This window comes from Sphingomonas sp. STIS6.2 (genome assembly GCF_000732685.2).
Lineage (GTDB): Bacteria > Pseudomonadota > Alphaproteobacteria > Sphingomonadales > Sphingomonadaceae > Sphingomonas > Sphingomonas aerolata.
This window is the reverse complement of sequence record NZ_JPDP02000041.1, coordinates 248,290-263,988: the sequence shown is the minus strand read 5'-3', so window position 1 is coordinate 263,988 and position 15,699 is coordinate 248,290. Positions and strand designations below refer to the sequence as shown.

The 15,699-nt window shown below is 66.6% G+C and carries 17 protein-coding genes; 6 read left to right on the top strand and 11 right to left on the bottom strand.

The window, feature by feature from the left end; translation table 11 throughout:
• Nucleotides 1–17 precede the first annotated feature (17 nt).
• The 6 genes from sphst_RS07460 to sphst_RS07435 form a co-directional block, all read right to left on the bottom strand.
• Nucleotides 18–665: a glutathione S-transferase family protein gene (locus sphst_RS07460; RefSeq protein WP_031396671.1), complete on the bottom strand. Its 648-nt coding sequence runs from the start codon at nt 663–665 to the stop codon at nt 18–20.
• Nucleotides 662–1,519, bottom strand: coding sequence for a class I SAM-dependent methyltransferase (locus sphst_RS07455; protein ID WP_107045364.1), 858 nt, complete (start codon nt 1,517–1,519; stop codon nt 662–664). The genes sphst_RS07460 and sphst_RS07455 overlap by 4 nt, the downstream gene beginning before the upstream one ends.
• A gap of 259 nt (nt 1,520–1,778) precedes the next feature.
• Nucleotides 1,779–2,852 (bottom strand): recombinase RecA, encoded by a 1,074-nt coding sequence (gene recA, locus sphst_RS07450; RefSeq protein WP_031396669.1) that lies wholly within the window; start codon nt 2,850–2,852, stop codon nt 1,779–1,781.
• A gap of 314 nt (nt 2,853–3,166) precedes the next feature.
• Nucleotides 3,167–4,024, bottom strand: a complete 858-nt coding sequence (locus tag sphst_RS07445; RefSeq protein WP_031396668.1) for a 4-(cytidine 5'-diphospho)-2-C-methyl-D-erythritol kinase — start codon at nt 4,022–4,024, stop codon at nt 3,167–3,169.
• Nucleotides 4,025–4,044: 20 nt separating this feature from the next.
• The gene (locus tag sphst_RS07440) at nt 4,045–5,502 is read right to left on the bottom strand and encodes a tetratricopeptide repeat protein (protein ID WP_234387503.1); all 1,458 of its coding nucleotides are present in this window, start codon (nt 5,500–5,502) and stop codon (nt 4,045–4,047) included.
• Complete coding sequence (locus tag sphst_RS07435) at nt 5,474–7,135, bottom strand: electron transfer flavoprotein-ubiquinone oxidoreductase (protein ID WP_031394586.1); 1,662 nt, start codon at nt 7,133–7,135, stop codon at nt 5,474–5,476. The genes sphst_RS07440 and sphst_RS07435 overlap by 29 nt, the downstream gene beginning before the upstream one ends.
• Before the next feature lie 150 nt (nt 7,136–7,285).
• Between sphst_RS07435 and sphst_RS07430 the strand changes: the two genes are divergently transcribed.
• The 4 genes from sphst_RS07430 to sphst_RS07415 all read left to right on the top strand — a co-directional run bounded on the left by sphst_RS07430 (nt 7,286) and on the right by sphst_RS07415 (nt 10,961).
• Entirely contained in the window at nt 7,286–8,053 is a 768-nt protein-coding gene (locus tag sphst_RS07430; protein WP_031394585.1) for a uracil-DNA glycosylase, read from the top strand.
• Entirely contained in the window at nt 8,050–9,921 is a 1,872-nt protein-coding gene (locus sphst_RS07425) for a lytic transglycosylase domain-containing protein (RefSeq protein WP_107045363.1), read from the top strand. The genes sphst_RS07430 and sphst_RS07425 overlap by 4 nt, the downstream gene beginning before the upstream one ends.
• A 6-nt stretch (nt 9,922–9,927) precedes the next feature.
• Nucleotides 9,928–10,455: a molybdenum cofactor biosynthesis protein B gene (gene moaB, locus sphst_RS07420; protein ID WP_031394583.1), complete on the top strand. Its 528-nt coding sequence runs from the start codon at nt 9,928–9,930 to the stop codon at nt 10,453–10,455.
• A gap of 221 nt (nt 10,456–10,676) precedes the next feature.
• On the top strand, nt 10,677–10,961 hold the full coding sequence (locus sphst_RS07415) for a hypothetical protein (protein WP_031394582.1): 285 nt from the start codon (nt 10,677–10,679) through the stop codon (nt 10,959–10,961).
• Nucleotides 10,962–10,970: 9 nt separating this feature from the next.
• On the opposite strand, the gene sphst_RS07410 is transcribed toward sphst_RS07415, so the two are convergent.
• Nucleotides 10,971–11,153, bottom strand: a complete 183-nt coding sequence (locus tag sphst_RS07410; protein WP_031394581.1) for a hypothetical protein — start codon at nt 11,151–11,153, stop codon at nt 10,971–10,973.
• A gap of 151 nt (nt 11,154–11,304) precedes the next feature.
• Between sphst_RS07410 and sphst_RS07405 the strand changes: the two genes are divergently transcribed.
• Both sphst_RS07405 and sphst_RS07400 read left to right on the top strand, forming a co-directional pair.
• Nucleotides 11,305–12,027 (top strand): outer membrane protein, encoded by a 723-nt coding sequence (locus tag sphst_RS07405; RefSeq protein ID WP_031394580.1) that lies wholly within the window; start codon nt 11,305–11,307, stop codon nt 12,025–12,027.
• A gap of 82 nt (nt 12,028–12,109) precedes the next feature.
• Nucleotides 12,110–13,180 (top strand): PA0069 family radical SAM protein, encoded by a 1,071-nt coding sequence (locus sphst_RS07400; RefSeq protein ID WP_031394579.1) that lies wholly within the window; start codon nt 12,110–12,112, stop codon nt 13,178–13,180.
• Nucleotides 13,181–13,211: 31 nt separating this feature from the next.
• Here sphst_RS07400 and sphst_RS20430 read toward each other — a convergent pair whose 3' ends face one another.
• From sphst_RS20430 to thiS, 4 genes are all read right to left on the bottom strand, one after another.
• Nucleotides 13,212–13,367, bottom strand: coding sequence for a hypothetical protein (locus tag sphst_RS20430; RefSeq protein WP_156360324.1), 156 nt, complete (start codon nt 13,365–13,367; stop codon nt 13,212–13,214).
• 115 nt (nt 13,368–13,482) lie between these two features.
• A complete protein-coding gene (locus tag sphst_RS07395) occupies nt 13,483–14,145 on the bottom strand; it encodes an HAD-IA family hydrolase (protein ID WP_031394578.1) in 663 nt (220 codons plus the stop codon).
• A 140-nt stretch (nt 14,146–14,285) separates the two neighbouring features.
• Nucleotides 14,286–14,468 (bottom strand): CsbD family protein, encoded by a 183-nt coding sequence (locus tag sphst_RS07390; RefSeq protein ID WP_031394577.1) that lies wholly within the window; start codon nt 14,466–14,468, stop codon nt 14,286–14,288.
• A gap of 105 nt (nt 14,469–14,573) precedes the next feature.
• Nucleotides 14,574–15,581, bottom strand: a complete 1,008-nt coding sequence (gene thiS, locus sphst_RS07385; protein ID WP_081877604.1) for a sulfur carrier protein ThiS — start codon at nt 15,579–15,581, stop codon at nt 14,574–14,576.
• Between the last annotated feature and the right edge of the window lie 118 nt (nt 15,582–15,699).

Genomic DNA, 15,699 nt, shown 5'->3' with positions numbered 1-15,699 from the left:
GTTGGCGTGCGCCAGGGTCAGGCATAGGCATAGGCATAGGCATAGGGGCCGCCCTTTTGCAGCCCCGCCTGATAGGCCGGGCGGGCGTGAACCTTGCCGAGCCAGGCGATCGTCGCGGGGCGTGATTCGTCGAGCCCCGCACGGCTGCGCGCCGCTTCGAGCGGAAAGCTCATCATGATGTCCGCCGCGGTCATCTGGTCGCCCGCAAACCAGGGGCGCTTCGACAGTTCGGCCTCGACATAATCGAGATGGACATCGATCATCGGCTGGATGCGCTTCAGCGCGATCTTCCCCATCACCGGAATCCTCGCGAGCACCAGCTTGAGCAGCAGCGGCGGCATCATCGAGCCTTCGGCATAATGCAGCCAGAACCGATAGCGCAGCGCATCCGCGCGCTTGGCGGGCGCCCCAAGCCGACCGTCCGCCTTGTCGACGAGATACTCGACGATCGCGCCGGTCTCTGCCACGACCCGGCCACCTTCGACGTCGTGGTCCTCGATCACCGGCGACTTGCCGAGCGGATGGACCGCCTTCAGTTCCGGGGGTGCGAGCATCGTCTTCGGATCGCGCGCATAGCGCTTGATCTCATAGGACAACCCGAGTTCCTCGAGCATCCACAGGATCCGCTGCGACCGCGAGTTTTCGAGATGGTGGACGGTGATCATGGCAGGCTCCCTTGGCTGTCGCGCGCCGCGTGCGCCGTCCATATCCAGGCGGCGGCCGGAAATTCGACCGCATCCCCAGCCAGACGATCGACGCACGCGCTGGTCAGACGCGCCAGCGCCTGTTCGCGTTCCGCGCCGTGCGTCTCGCGGATCCGCGACGCAGCGGGGCCGATCCGGCTGAGATAGTCGACCGCGTCCGCCACCGGATCCGCGCCGCCTCCCGCGCGATAGCCGAAGTCGACTCGCTGTGGTGTCGTCGCGCGCCACCCGGCCTGCTTCAGCAGCTCTGCGACATAGGCGGGATCGGCAAAGGCAAAGGGCCCCGGCGCGGTCATGGCCCCCGTTGGTCCGGATGCGCCATCCGCACCCGCGACGGTTTCCACCGCCCAGCGATTGGCGGCACGCTCGGCAAAGCACGAGAAGACGAGCGCGGCGCCAGGCGCGGCGGCCTCAGCGAGCTGGGCAAAGGCGGCCGCCGGATCGGCAAAAAACATGACCCCGTGCCGCGATACATAAAGGTCGACCGGCGCGTGCGTCTCGACGCCCGCCGCGACGTCGGCGCAGTGGAACGCGACATTCGTCAGGTGCCCCGCGCGGTGCTTCGCCACTGCGATCAGTTTCGGGGATAGGTCGATGCCGATCACCTGCCCGTCCGGCAGAGCCTGCGCACTCGCCAGCGACGTGGCGCCGGCGCCGCAACCGATATCGACGATAGTGCCGGCCTGCGGTCCGGCCGCCGCAAGGATCGCGGCGTTCAGTACAGGCGCAAGCCTCTCGAAGCTGCGGTCGGTACGGCGCCATTCGATGGCCCAGATGTCGCCGACGCGTCCGGTCCAGTCTCGATCACTGGTCATGATCCGCCGTATCGCATGGTCGAACTCCCGTCTGTGCGCACAAGATCAGCTCTTGTGGCGCGTTTGACGCAAGTCGTGAAGCGTATGCCCGCCAAGGCTCGCTGGATTTCCGGACGATCGCCCAACACGCGTCCCGCTGCGGCCTATCAGCTCAACCAGGCGAGACGAGACTCGCCCGACCCATCAGCCCTGGACGCTGCCTCGCCCTGTCGCAGGAAGCGGAGCCCTTCCCCGCGAGGAAAAGGGCTCCGACTCTCACTCAGGCGTCGTCTTCGGCGTCGGGACCGACCATCATTTCCTCGGCGACCTTGTCGGTGCGCGCGCGGATCTGCTTTTCGAGACGATCGGCCGTCTCGGGATTGTCCTTGAGGAAGGTCTTCGAATTCTCGCGACCCTGACCTAGCCGGACGCTGTCATAGCTGAACCACGCACCCGATTTCTCGACCAGCCCGGCCTTCACGCCGAGATCAAGAATCTCGCCAAGCTTGGAGACGCCCTGCCCGTACATGATGTCGAATTCGACCTGCTTGAACGGCGGCGCGACCTTGTTCTTGACGACCTTCACGCGCGTCTGGTTGCCGGTGACCTCGTCGCCCGCCTTGACCGCACCGATGCGGCGAATGTCGAGACGGACCGAAGCGTAGAACTTCAGCGCATTGCCGCCCGTCGTCGTCTCCGGGTTGCCGTACATGACGCCGATCTTCATGCGGAGCTGGTTGATGAAGATCACCATGCAACGCGACCGGCTGATCGAACCGGTCAGCTTGCGAAGGCTCTGCGACATCAGGCGTGCCTGAAGCCCGACATGGCTGTCGCCCATCTCGCCCTCGATTTCGGCGCGCGGCACGAGCGCTGCGACCGAATCGACGACGAGCACGTCGATCGCGTTCGAACGGACCAGCGTATCGACGATCTCGAGCGCCTGCTCACCGGTGTCCGGCTGCGACACGATCAGCTCGTCGATGTTGACGCCAAGCTTCTTGGCATAGACCGGGTCGAGCGCATGCTCGGCGTCGACGAATGCCGCGGTGCCACCATTCTTCTGCGCTTCGGCAATGACGTGGAGTGCGAGCGTGGTCTTGCCCGAGCTTTCCGGACCGTAGATCTCGATCACGCGGCCGCGCGGCAGGCCGCCGACGCCGAGCGCGATGTCGAGCCCGAGCGAGCCGGTCGAGATCACCTCGACCTGCATCGTCTCCTTCGAGCCCAGACGCATCGCCGAGCCCTTGCCGAACGCGCGGTCGATCTGCGCGAGTGCGGCATCGAGCGCCTTTTGCCGGTCGTTGGTTGCTGTTGCCATGCCGGTGTCGATCACTTTCAGATTAGCGGCCATCGATAAGCTCCCATCGCTAAAGCAAGCGCGCGTGCCATTCAACGCGTCAAACGCCATGTATTGCTTTTGTTCTCACGGAACAAGTGCGGAACATCGGGGAATGTGAAAAAGGGCGGCCGCCTTTCGGTGACCGCCCTCCCATCATGGGTCCGCTTCGGCGTCTTGGGAGAAACCTTGGGCCGGTCGGCCAAACCCTGGCGCCGATCCGGTAGTGGACATCCCGATTTGACGCTTCCGACTGGTGCGATGCAATCGATTTTATAGCGTCCGGAGTCCCAAAGCCGAACAGTTTCGAAGCGGCAGTTGAACTGTGTTCAGCGCAGCGTGCACGCCAGCGTCCACCAGCCTTGCGCAGCGGCATCCGTCGCCGCGGAATCACGGGCCGCGATGCTGTCGAACAGCGCAAAGCAGGTCGCCCCCGATCCCGACATGCGCGCGAGCAGCACGCCCGGCGCTGCGTCGAGGAGCGCGCGCACCCGGGCAATCTCCGGCGCGATCGCGCAGGCCGGCGCCTCGAGGTCGTTCCGCCCGACAATCGCGCGTTCGAGCAGCGGCCCCTTGCCGAGCGGCCCGCGGTCGATCCCGTCCCACGCGCCAAATACCGCCGCGGTCGACACCGCCACGCCCGGATTGACGCACAGCAACGGCGTTCCCGCCAGCCCATCGACCTCGACGAGCGTGTCGCCGCGCCCGGTGCCGAACGTCGTCCGGTTGACGAGGCACGCGGGCACGTCCGAACCCAGTCGGGCGGCAATGTCGTGAAGAGCCGGATCCTGCACCGCGACGCCGTACAACCGCGCCAGCGCGCGCAGCGTCGCCGCGGCATCGGCGGACCCGCCACCGATCCCCGATGCGATCGGCAGCCGCTTGTCGAGCGTGATCGCGTGGTGCGCGGCGATCCCGAACGTCGCGACGAACGCGTCCGCCGCGGCCGTCACGAGGTTGCCATCCCATGGCGCAGCGTCGGTGCCCCCCGCCGCCGGGCGCAATGCCGCGGCGAACGGCCCGATGATGGCAAAGCTGTCCACGTCCGCCGTGCGCACCGTGACGACGTCGCCATGCTCGGCAAAGGCGAACAGCGTCTCGAGTTCATGATAGCCGTCCGCCCGGCGGTGACGCACATGCAGCGCGAGATTGATCTTGGCAGGTGCGGTTTCGGTCGTCGTCGGCATCGGCGTCTCGGGATCAGGGGTCAGCGGCACGCAGCGATCGGCAGGCCGGTGTCGATCTTCGCGGCGATGCGCGCGCGCTCCTCGGCATCGCCGGTGACGATCGCGGCCTGCCACGCATAGCGCGCCTCGTAGCGTCGGCCCATGCTCCAATAGGCATCACCCAGATGATCGCCGATTTCGGCATTGGTCGGCTCCGCCTGCGCGGCACGCTCGAGCAACGGCAGCGCGCGCCGCGTATCGCCGGCGCGGTGATAGGCCCAGCCGAGCGAGTCGGTGACGGACGGGTTGGCGGGATCGAGCCGGCTCGCCCGTTCGAGCAGGCGAATCGAGCCCGCGATGTCGTCGCCATGCTCGACCTGTGCGAATCCGAGATAATTGAGCGCGAGCGGTTGCGTCGGGGCGAGGGCAACCGCCTTGCGGAGCGCGACGCGGGCCTCGGGCCAGCGGCCCGCCTGATCGAGCGCCCCGCCATATTGCAGCCACGCCCCCCAGCTTCCGCGCGCGGCCGCCGGCGCGCTGCGGTCCGCCGCCAGGACCCGGCCATACCACTGCGCCGCCGCCGCCGCATCGCCGGTCGTCAGCAACAGGTCGGCGTAACGCTGCCAGTCGCCGGCGACCGCCTCCTGCCGCTCGGCGCGTGTCCTCGCGATGGCCAGCGCCACCTCGTCACGGCCGGCAACCGACAGGATTTCGAGACGCTTGGCGATCGCCGCCTCTGCGGACGGCGACGTGCCATCGACCCTGTCGAGCACCGCCAGTGCGCGGTCGATCCGGTCGCTATGCGCAAGCGCGTCGGCAAGGACGATTCGCGCGGGGGCATAATCCGGATCGGCCTCCACCGCAGCCTGGGCGAGCGCGATTGCCAGCGGCGACGGCGCCCCTGCGATAAGGTCCCCCGCCAAACCCGCGAGTGTCTGTGCGACGGCAAGGCCGAGTGGCTGGCGCGCGGGGGCGGCAGCGATGCGCTTACGCGTCTCGGCGGCGAAGCGGCGCGCGACCGGATCCTCGCCCGCGGTAGCCAGCGCCGCGCCCGGGTCACGATGCTCGGCACGCGCCACCCACGCGTTCAGCGATGGTGCGAGCACCACCAGCGGGCCCTTGCCAAGCGTGGCGATCGCCATCCGGGTCGCCCGGGTGTCGCCCTTGCGCCCAGCGGCGGCGAGCGGGAACAGTGCGGCGTCCGCGGGCGCGACCCCTGCTTTCGCCAGCACCCCCGCCGCGCGCGCGACGAACGGCATGTCGCCCGCCTCAATCGCTTCGCGGTAGGCGCGGATTGCGATGACCGGATCGTCGGGCGCCGCCGCCAATGCCCTGGCGTACTGGTCCGCGGCAATCATCACCCTCCCGTCGGCGTCGGCGGCGCGCGCTTTGAGATAGGCAGAGAGACCGCCGGTGTCGGCCAGCGCCGCCGTCGGGGCGGTCAGCAGGCCGATCGCCAGCAGGACAGACTTACATGTTGGGATAGTTGGGGCCCCCACCGCCCTCGGGCACGACCCAGTTGATGTTCTGCGTCGGGTCCTTGATGTCGCAGGTCTTGCAGTGGACGCAGTTCTGCGCGTTGATCACGAACTTCGGATCGCCCGTCTCTTCGCCCACCACCTCGTAAACGCCGGCGGGGCAATAGCGTTGCGCGGGCTCGTCGTACATCGGCAGGTTGTAGGCGATCGGCACCGCCGGGTCCTTCAGCGTCAGGTGGACCGGCTGGTCCTCCTCGTGATTGGTGTTCGAGATGAACACCGACGACAGCCGGTCGAACGTCAGCACGCCGTCCGCCTTGGGATAGACGATCGGCTTGACCAGATCCTTGCGCCACAGGCTTTCGTGATCGGGATGATGGTGCATCGTGAACGGCACCTTCAGACCCCAATGTTCCAGCCACATCGTGATGCCGGCAAGTCCGGACCCGAGCATGTCGCCGAACTTCTTGACAAGCGGCACGACGTTGCGGACGACCGACAGCTCCTTCTTCACCCAGCTGCGCTCGAACGCCTCGGGATAGGCGGCGAGTTCGTCATGCCCGCGCTGCGACACGATCGCCTCGACCGCAGCCTCGGCCGCCATCATGCCCGACTTCATCGCGGTGTGCGTGCCCTTGATCCGCGGCACGTTGAGGAAGCCGGCGCTGTCGCCGATCAGTGCGGCACCCGGCATCACCAGCTTCGGAATCGACTGCAGCCCGCCGTCGCTGATCGCGCGTGCGCCATAGCTGACACGCTTGGCGCCCTTCAGCAGCGCCGCGATCTCGGGATGCGTCTTCCAGCGCTGCATCTCGTGGAACGGCGAGAGATGCGGATTGGTGTAGTTCAGCCAGGTGACGAAGCCGATCGAAACCTGACCATTGGCCTGGTGATAGATCCAGCCGCCGCCGTTCGAGCCGTCGGTTTCGCTGAGCGGCCAGCCCTGCGTATGGATGACGCGGCCGGGCGAATGGAGCGCGGGATCGATGTCCCACAATTCCTTGATACCCAGGCCGTAGACCTGCGGGTCGCTGTCCTTGGCGAGATCGAACTTGGCGATCAGCTGCTTGGTCAGGTGACCGCGGCAGCCTTCGGAGAAGAAGGTGTATTTGGCGTGGAGTTCGAGCCCCGGGGTATAGTCGCCCTTATGCGTGCCGTCGCGCGCGACGCCCATGTCGCCAGTCGCGACGCCCTTCACCGATCCGTCGTCGTTGAACAGGATCTCGGCGGCAGCGAAGCCGGGGAATATCTCGACGCCGAGCTCCTCCGCCTTGCCCGCCATCCAGCGGCACAGATTGCCGAGGCTGCCGGTATAGGTGCCCTTGTTGTGCATGAACGACGGCGTGACGAAGTGCGGCATCTCGCTCTTCTTCGTCTTGCTAAGGATCCAGTGATGATTCTCCGTCACCGGCACTTCCGCCAGCGGGCAGCCATCCTCGCGCCAGTCGGGCAGCAGCTCGTCGAGGCTCTTGGGATCGATGACCGCGCCCGACAGGATGTGCGCGCCGACCTCGGATCCCTTTTCGAGCACGCAGACCGAGATGTCCGCGTCCTTCTCGGCCGCCAGCTGTTTCAGCCGGATCGCTGCCGAAAGCCCCGCCGGACCTGCGCCGACGATCACTACGTCGTAGGGCATCGATTCACGTGTCGTCATCATCGTCTCCCGGGGGATGGTCCCTGTCTGCCCGGCTTCCCGCCCCTCCCGTTCGTTCGGGCTCGGGCCGGCACCGTCTTGTCCGTGTCGCGTCTATTTAGGCGATTGCGCGAGTTGACCGCCACGTCAACCACGCAGCATAGGAGACATATGGGGGCGGATCAGACCATCGACTGGCGCAACGCCGCGGTCAGCGTGCTCGACTGGTGGCACGATGCCGGTGTCGACATGCTCGTCGACGACGCCCCGCGCGACTGGTTCGCGGCACCCGAACCGCTGGTTATCGCGCCGCCGGCGCCTGCCGGCGTGCCCGTCGCGCCGCCGGTGGCGGTCGCCACGATGCCACTGTCGCTGACCGAATTCCTGGCCTGGCGCACCGGCGCGGATGTGCCCGAGGCGGGGTGGAACGGCATTTCGCTGGCGGCCGAGGGACCCGCTGACGCTACGGTCATGGTGCTTGCCGACTGCCCCGATCGCGACGACGGCACGGACAATGGCGGCGCCGGACAATTGCTGAGCGGCGCATCGGGTCGCCTGCTCGACCGCATGCTCGCCGCGATCGGACTGACCCGGTCGGAGGTTCATGTCGCCGCGGTCTGCGCCAAGCGCCCGACCGCGGGTCGCATCCAGCGCGAGGTCGAGGACCGGCTGGCGGAGATCGCCAAGCATCACATCGAACTTGTTGCGCCCAAGCGCTTGCTCCTGCTCGGCAATGCGGCGAGCCGTGCCATCCTCGGGATGGAATTGCAGGCGGCGCGGGGACGTTTACATGGAATTAGCCATAAGGTCGGAGAAGCAGGCGTGGTCGCCAGCTTTCACCCGCGCTTTCTGATCGAGAAGCCGGCGGCCAAGGCAGAAGCCTGGAAGGATTTGCAGATGTTGATGGGGGGCCAGATGTCTCAGGAGACGCGGGCATGACCCGCACGCTCGCAATCCTGCTCGGTTGCGCGGCATTGCCGCTGCCCGCTCTGGCGGCACCGATCGCAGACAGCGGTACGGGCGATGCCCGACTCGTTGCCGGTGCACCGACCGCCGAACAGATTCCCGATCAGCTCGATCCGGCGCAGCGTGACGCCTATCGCGCGGTCTTCGGCGCGATCCGCGACGGCAAATGGACCGATGCGCAGATCCAGCTCGATACCATGAAGCCCGGCCCGCTCCATGCGATCGCGCGCGCCGAGATGTACATCGCCAAGGGATCGCCAAGGATCGAGATGGCGCCGCTCGTCGCGCTGCTGAACGAGGCCCCCGAGCTGCCCGAGGCGGAACAGATTGCACGCCTCGCCACGGTCCGCGGCGCGGTCGATCTGCCTCCCCTGCCCGTCGCGCAGCGTTTGATCTGGCAGGACGGCGCACCGCGTCGGGTGCGCGCGAAGAGCCTCAAAGGCGATATGATCGCCGCCGACCTCGCGCTGAAGATGCAGCCTTACGTCAAGGCGGACATGGGCCGCGAGGCACAGTCGCTGCTCGACAGCACGCCCGGTCTCACGCCCGAGACGCTGACCGAATGGCAGCAGAAGATCGCGTGGATCTATTTCCTCCAGGGTGACGACGCCAATGCGCGCGTGATGGCCGCCAAGGGCCAGGACGGTGTCGGCGAATGGGCGGTCCAGGCCCGCTGGGTCGGGGCGCTGGCTGCGTGGCGGCAGAATGATTGTGCCAACGCCGGTACGGGGTTCGAAGGCGTCGCGGCACGCGCGGGCGATGTCGACCTGCGCGCGGCGGCGCTCTACTGGGCGTCGCGCGCCGACATGGTCTGCGCGCGTCCCGACAAGATCCAGGGCCGGCTGAAGGCTGCGGCGCAGTTCGGCGAAAGCTTCTACGGACAACTCGCACGCCAGCAGCTCGCAATGGCCGATCCCGCGCGGGTCGGCGGCAGCGGTCCCGGCGGCGTGGTCGCGCGCGATTGGAAGGTCGTCGAGAAGCGCCCCAATGTCCGCGTCGCAGCCGCGCTCGTCGAGGTCGGCGAGACCGAACTGGCCGATACCGTCATCCGCCAGCAGGCGAAGATCGGCGATCCCCGCGAATTCCGCAATCTCGTTCGGGTCGCAGAGGCACTCAGCCTGCCCGCGACGACCGTCTGGCTCGCGCACAACTGCCCGCAAGGGGTCACCACCGCGGCCGAGGCGCGCTATCCGACGCCGAACTGGACGCCCGACAGCGGCTGGCACATCGACAAGGCGCTGGTCTACGCGCACACGCTCGAGGAATCGCGCTTCCGCAACACGGTACGCAGCCCCGCGGGCGCTTACGGCCTGATGCAGATCATGCCCGCGGCGGCTACCGACTTTGCGCGCGAACGCGGCACGTCGATCGACCTCAAGGCGCTGACCAAGCCGTCGACCAACATGGACATCGGCCAGCGGCATCTCGAACGGCTGCGCGACATGGCTGGCGTGACCGGTGGGCTGCTACCCAAGGTGATCGCAGCCTATAATGCGGGCCCGCGTCCGGTCGGCGACTGGAACGCGATCGTCCACGATAATGGCGATCCGCTGCTGTATATCGAAAGCATCCCTTATTGGGAGACGCGCGGCTACGTCACCACCGTGCTGCGCAACTACTGGATGTACGAGGCGCAGGGTGGGCGGAAGGCCTCGACCAGCCGCAACGCACTGGCACAGGGCATGTGGCCGCGTTTCCCCGGCCTGCCCGGCGCGACCGCGATCCGCATGAACGCCCGGCCGAATGCGCGCGCGAGCGCGAGCCTCACCGCGCATCAGCCGATGATCGCAGTCAATGCGAGCGTCGGCGCGCAATCCTCCACCGTCACACGCGCGGACTGATCTTTTATGCCAATCGACGAAAGCCGGACCTTCCTGCCGGTCCGGATCGCCGTGCTGACGGTGTCCGATACGCGCGGGCTGGCCGAGGATCGCTCGGGCGATACGCTCGTCGCGCGGCTGGCAGAGGCAGGGCATGTGCTCGCCGATCGCCGGATCGAGAAGGATGACGTCGAGACGATCGTCGCCCGCCTCCACGCCTGGATCGATGATCCGGAAGTCGACTGCGTCATCACCACGGGCGGCACCGGCGTCACCGGCCGCGACGTGACGCCCGAGGCGGTCGAGCGCGTCGCCGAAAAGATGATCCCCGGGTTCGGCGAGCTGTTCCGGATGCTCAGCTACAAGACGATCGGCACGTCGACGGTGCAGTCGCGGGCCTGCGCCTGTGTCGCGCACGGCACCTATATCTTCGCGCTGCCGGGTTCGACCGGCGCTGTGAAGGACGGGTGGGACGGGATCCTGCGCGACCAGCTCGACAGCCGTCACCGGCCCTGCAACTTCGTCGAACTGATGCCGCGCTTGCTCGAGCGCTGACCGCGCACGTCGACGGGCCATGTTTCGGCATCGATTCCCAACTGATGGCGCGATTTCCGCTGGGCGTGGATCGTGCCGATCGCCGCTGCGGGCAAAAAGACGAGGTTTTAAAGCACAGAAGCGAAGTGTCTTAGTGTAGTAGTCAACTGGCACGCCAGATGCATTGGTCTTCATGCCGCCCCCGGGCGGCTCGACCTCATCTTCTGGAAGGACACACCATCATGCCCGCTCTGCCAACCACGCGCACGCTCGGCCGCACCGTCACCTTCATAACGATCGCTATTGCCACGGCCGTCAGCCCGACGATCGCGAACGCCGCTCCGCGGGGAAGCGCGACACACGCCCAGATGACGACGCTGAAATATGATGCGAAGTCGCGCAAATATTGCCTGACCGAACCCGCAGTCACCGGCACCCGCATCGACCGGATCACCTGCCGCACGGCAGCCGCCTGGGCCGCGTCGGGCCTCGACATGCCGAAGGAGTTGATCCTCGCCCAGAAATGATCGTGGCGTTCAGCCTCTCGCGGCGTGGATCAGATCGACGAGTTGCTTGTTGATCGCCGCGCCGTGGAGGTGGAGATGTACTGCGTCATACCCCTCGCGGCGCAATCGCTGGCGCAGGCCGTTGACCGAATCGCACTCGCCGGACCGCGCAAGTTCGAAGGCCCGCTCCACCGTCGTCAGATTCTCTGCCATGCCCCGTTCTACGCGCAAAACCGCCGCGCGACCATCCGTGGCGCCTTACCCGGCCTGCCGCGCTTCCGGTTAACGTCCTGTCAGCATTCCCGCGCGATACCAGGCCCGTACCGCCCGTCGACGACGGCGGCGGCAAGGGGGAAGTATCAGTATGCGTAAAATCTACCTGCTCGCGCTCGTCGCAGCCGGGGCCGCCACCACGCCGGTCGTGGCGCAGTCCTCCGACGGCCGGACCTATGACGGTCGCGCCTATGATCGATTCGATCGCGATTCGCGCGGCAATCCGGCGAGCCAGGTGTCGGGCCTGCGGGTCGAACCCCGGATCGGCTATGAACGCGTCATTTCCGAGCTGAACGTCGACACGGCGGACGACTCGGCAAGCGTCCGCGTCGGCAAGAGCGGCGTCACCTATGGCGGCGAGGTCGGCTATGACGCGCAGGTCAATGTCAGCGCGGTGCTCGGCGTCTATGCCGGTCTCGAAGGGTCGAGCGCGAAGGAGTGCGAGAACGACATCGTGAGCGTGGGTGATCGCACCTGCATCGCCGCGAACCGCAACATCACCGTCGGCGCCCGCGGCGGCTATCTCCTGTCCCCGGCGACGCTTCTGTATGTGAAGGGTGGCTTTTCGAGTGGCCGGTTGCGCCTGAGCAACCGCAACGCGACGGTTGAAGAAAACAACGTCGCGGGCTCCGACTCGCTCAGCGGCTTCCACGCGGGGGCCGGTATCCAGATCGCGTTTTCGTCGCGCTTCTACGGCAAGCTCGAGTACGTCTACACCGATTATAACGGCTATGAAGTGGTCGACGGCACGACCAAGACCAGCCTCGATTTCAGCCGCCACCAGGCGATCGCGGGGTTCGGCGTCAGGTTCTGACCGCGCATGACGACACCGGGCGGCGTCGGGGACGCCGCCCGTTTGTTCTTTCTTCGTTCCCCGCTCGATGTTAGTATCGGGGATGACCAGACCCCGCCCGGTACGCGGCGCGACGCTCAACGGCGAAAGCACGCGCTTCAACCTTCCGCAGACCGAGGCGGACGGCGACTGGCTTGATGCGCGCGATGCGATCGACGGCGCGGCCCCCCGATTGCGGACGACCATCACGGTCGAGCGGGCCAGAACGATCATCAGTCGCAATGCGTCGCCCGACATCCCCTTCGACCGCTCGATCAACCCCTATCGCGGTTGCGAGCATGGCTGCATCTACTGCTTTGCCAGGCCGAGCCACGCGTTTCACGATCTGTCGCCCGGGCTTGATTTCGAAAGCCGGCTGTTCGCCAAGCCCGACGCCGCCGCGCTGCTCCGGGCCGAGCTGGCGAAACCGGGGTACAGCGCGCGGCCGATGGCGCTGGGGACCAACACCGATCCCTATCAGCCGATCGAAGCCGACTGGCGGATCACGCGCGGCATCATCGAGGTGCTGGCCGAGACCAACCACCCGTTGACGATCACGACCAAGTCGGATCGCGTCATCCGCGATCTCGATCTGCTCGCCCCGATGGCGGCAAAGGGCCTAGCCGCGGTCGCGATGTCGATCACGTCGCTCGATCCGAAGATCGCGGCAACGCTCGAACCCCGCGCGCCGCATCCAGAGCGACGGCTCGCGGCGGTCAGCGCGCTCGCGGCGGCGGGCGTGCCGGTCTATGTCTCGATCGCGCCGGTGATCCCCGCGATCACCGATCACGAGATCGAGCATCTGATCGCGCGTGCCGCACAGGCCGGTGCGCGCTTTGCGTTCTTCATCCCGGTCCGCCTGCCCTGGGAGGTTGCCCCGCTGTTCCGTGCGTGGCTGGAGGCGCATTTCCCCGATCGCGCCGGCAAGGTCATGGCGACGATCCAGTCGATCCGCGGTGGACGCGACAATGATCCGGGGTTCGGCAGCCGGATGAAGGGGCAAGGGCCCTGGGCGGACTTGCTGAAGACCAGGTTCGACATCGCCGTGCGCAAGCACGGGCTGAACGCGGAGCGGGTCGGACTGCGGTGTGACCTGTTCCGCGCGCCACAGGGGCCGCAGGGGGAGTTATTCTGATCCAGGCCCGGGCCGGTTACGGCCCCCGTGATCAGATCAGGCGCAGCGCCTGATCCAGCTGCTCGCGATAATATCGTTCAAGGTCGCGGTGCATCTGCGCGACCGCGGGGTTCGGTGCGATGCGCGCGAGTACGGCCTGGTCGTCCATGAAGCGTTCGAGCTTGGCTGGTCGCACCGGAAATTCCATCCGCCGATCCTGCGCTCAACTCATTACCAGTGTATATCCATAATGCGTCGAAAACAGATCAATCTCGGATAGTTACCCGTCATGCGGCCGGACCGACGATGTCATGATCCAGCCCTTATTCGCGGCCAAGCCGCCAGCGACCAGGACCGTCGGCCGTAAGCTCAACACCGTCATAATCCACAATCGCATGCCGCGCTGCGTCCACGCGGTGGTCGCGGCCATGCGTTGCCGTGATGACGACGACATCGGATCCCGCGGCATCGGCTGCCGCAATACCTGCCGGTGCATCCTCGAAGACAAGACAGTCGGATGCCGGTACACCCAGACGCTCGGCGGCCAGCAGGAAACAGTCGGGCGCGGGCTTGCCGTTTGCGACGTCCTCGGCCGCGATGAACTGCGCCGGGATCGCCAGACCCGCGGCGGCAAGACGCCGTTCGGCCAGCGCGCGCGGTGCCGAGGTCACGATCGTCCAGCGCCCGGCCGGCAGTGTCGCCAGGAAATCAGCCGCACCACGGATCGAGGTAATGTCCCCGACATCCTCCATCTCGGCGGCGGTGATCGCAGCCGCTTCGACGACCGGGTCGACGCCGGGCAGACCCAGCCGCCGAACCGTCTCGACCGACTGAACGCCGTGGATCGTTGGCAGAAACGTCGCGACGTCCAGGCCGTGCGCGATCGCCCATGCCGTCCAGGTGCGCTCGGCCGACGCGATCGACGTCAGGATCGTCCCGTCCATGTCGAACAGGAAAGCGGCGTAGCTGCGGGTTGGCAGGGTCATGGAGTATCTCGCTTGGTCATTTGGCTGTCCTGATGTGCAGCGACACCATTATCAGGTCCCGCGCAGCGCGCGACGGTACGCCAAAGAAAAGGCCGCTCCGGTTTCCCGAAGCGGCCATATTTCCGTCATCAAGTCTAAGCTTAGATGTCGTCGCCGAGTGCGCCCTTGACGCTACCCTTGACGTTCTGCGCAGTGCCCTTGGCCTGCTGTGCTTCGCCTTCTGCGACCATACGATCGTTATCGGTCGCCTTGCCTACGGCTTCCTTAACGTTGCCTGCGACCTTGTTGCCTGCGGCTGCGACCTTATCGGTGAATTCGCCCATGAGAGCCTCCACTATGTTGTGCGATACGCCAATCGTACCGCTCTGAACTTGTGAGACTATAACGGCCGTCTTTATCGAGGGTTCCGTGACGTTTACGTCATGCGCTCAGATCAGGCCGGCAAGCGGGCTCGAGGGATCGGCATAACGCCGCTGCCCCATCCGCCCTGCGCGATAGGCGAGCCGCCCCGATTCGACCGCGGCCTTCATCGCCGCGGCCATCATCAGTGGATCCTTCGCCTCGGCGATCGCGGTGTTCATCAGCACGCCGTCGCAACCGAGTTCCATCGCCACCGCCGCATCCGACGCCGTGCCGACGCCCGCATCGACTAGTACGGGCACCCCTGCCCCCTCGACAATCAGCCGGATCGTCACGCGGTTCTGGATGCCAAGCCCGGAGCCAATCGGCGCGCCCAGCGGCATGATTGCGACCGCGCCCGCATTCTCCAGCCGCTTGGTCGCGATCGGGTCGTCGACGCAATAGACCATCGGCTTGAAGCCCTCGTTCGCCAGGATCTCGGTCGCGCGCAGCGTTTCGACCATGTCGGGATAAAGCGTCTTCGCCTCGCCGAGCACCTCGAGCTTCACCAGTTCCCAGCCGCCCGCCTCGCGTGCCAGTCGCAGCGTCCGGATCGCTGATTCGGCGTCGAAACAGCCCGCAGTGTTGGGGAGGTAGGTGATCTTTTTCGGGTCGATGAAGTCGGTCAGCATCGGCGCATTGCGATCCGACACGTTGACGCGGCGCACGGCGACGGTGACGATCTCCGCCCCCGACGCCTCGACCGCGGCGGCGTTCTGCGCGAAATCTTTGTACTTGCCGGTGCCGACGATCAGCCGCGAGCGGAAGGTACGGCCGGCAACCGTCCAGCTGTCGGTGTCGATCGCCGCGGCATGATCGCCGCCGCCGACGAAGTGCACGATCTCGAGGTCGTCGCCATCCTCGACCATCACGTCCGCCAGCGTCGAGCGCGGCACCACCTCCATATTGCGTTCGACCGCGATCTTCTCGGGGATGAGGCCCAGTTCGGTCGCGAGCCCCGCAAGGCTGAGGCCGGTGGAAACACGCTTGTGCTCGCCGTTCACGGTGATCGAGACGGTGCCGTCGGAGTGGGGCATGCAGAGTTTTCCGTTCGTTTCGACCGAAGTCGGGAAACCACCCGTCCGCTGCCGGTCTCATGTCTCGACTTCGCTCGACACGAACGGGTAAGGGGGGTGCATATAGAGGGTGGTTTGC

What these genes read in the sequence shown, in the direction of transcription:
- sphst_RS07390 (WP_031394577.1), bottom strand. Translation starts at nt 14,468, where the DNA reads ATGGGCGAATTCACCGATAAGGTCGCAGCCGCAGGCAACAAGGTCGCA.
- sphst_RS07395 (WP_031394578.1), bottom strand. Translation starts at nt 14,145, where the DNA reads ATGACCCTGCCAACCCGCAGCTACGCCGCTTTCCTGTTCGACATGGAC.
- sphst_RS20430 (WP_156360324.1), bottom strand. Translation starts at nt 13,367, where the DNA reads ATGGAATTTCCGGTGCGACCAGCCAAGCTCGAACGCTTCATGGACGAC.
- sphst_RS07415 (WP_031394582.1), top strand. Translation starts at nt 10,677, where the DNA reads ATGCCCGCTCTGCCAACCACGCGCACGCTCGGCCGCACCGTCACCTTC.
- sphst_RS07445 (WP_031396668.1), bottom strand. Translation starts at nt 4,024, where the DNA reads ATGCCGACGACGACCGAAACCGCACCTGCCAAGATCAATCTCGCGCTG.
- sphst_RS07425 (WP_107045363.1), top strand. Translation starts at nt 8,050, where the DNA reads ATGACCCGCACGCTCGCAATCCTGCTCGGTTGCGCGGCATTGCCGCTG.
- sphst_RS07455 (WP_107045364.1), bottom strand. Translation starts at nt 1,519, where the DNA reads ATGACCAGTGATCGAGACTGGACCGGACGCGTCGGCGACATCTGGGCC.
- sphst_RS07435 (WP_031394586.1), bottom strand. Translation starts at nt 7,135, where the DNA reads ATGACGACACGTGAATCGATGCCCTACGACGTAGTGATCGTCGGCGCA.
- sphst_RS07460 (WP_031396671.1), bottom strand. Translation starts at nt 665, where the DNA reads ATGATCACCGTCCACCATCTCGAAAACTCGCGGTCGCAGCGGATCCTG.
- sphst_RS07410 (WP_031394581.1), bottom strand. Translation starts at nt 11,153, where the DNA reads ATGGCAGAGAATCTGACGACGGTGGAGCGGGCCTTCGAACTTGCGCGG.
- recA (WP_031396669.1), bottom strand. Translation starts at nt 2,852, where the DNA reads ATGGCCGCTAATCTGAAAGTGATCGACACCGGCATGGCAACAGCAACC.
- moaB (WP_031394583.1), top strand. Translation starts at nt 9,928, where the DNA reads ATGCCAATCGACGAAAGCCGGACCTTCCTGCCGGTCCGGATCGCCGTG.
- sphst_RS07400 (WP_031394579.1), top strand. Translation starts at nt 12,110, where the DNA reads ATGACCAGACCCCGCCCGGTACGCGGCGCGACGCTCAACGGCGAAAGC.
- sphst_RS07405 (WP_031394580.1), top strand. Translation starts at nt 11,305, where the DNA reads ATGCGTAAAATCTACCTGCTCGCGCTCGTCGCAGCCGGGGCCGCCACC.
- thiS (WP_081877604.1), bottom strand. Translation starts at nt 15,581, where the DNA reads ATGCCCCACTCCGACGGCACCGTCTCGATCACCGTGAACGGCGAGCAC.
- sphst_RS07430 (WP_031394585.1), top strand. Translation starts at nt 7,286, where the DNA reads ATGGGGGCGGATCAGACCATCGACTGGCGCAACGCCGCGGTCAGCGTG.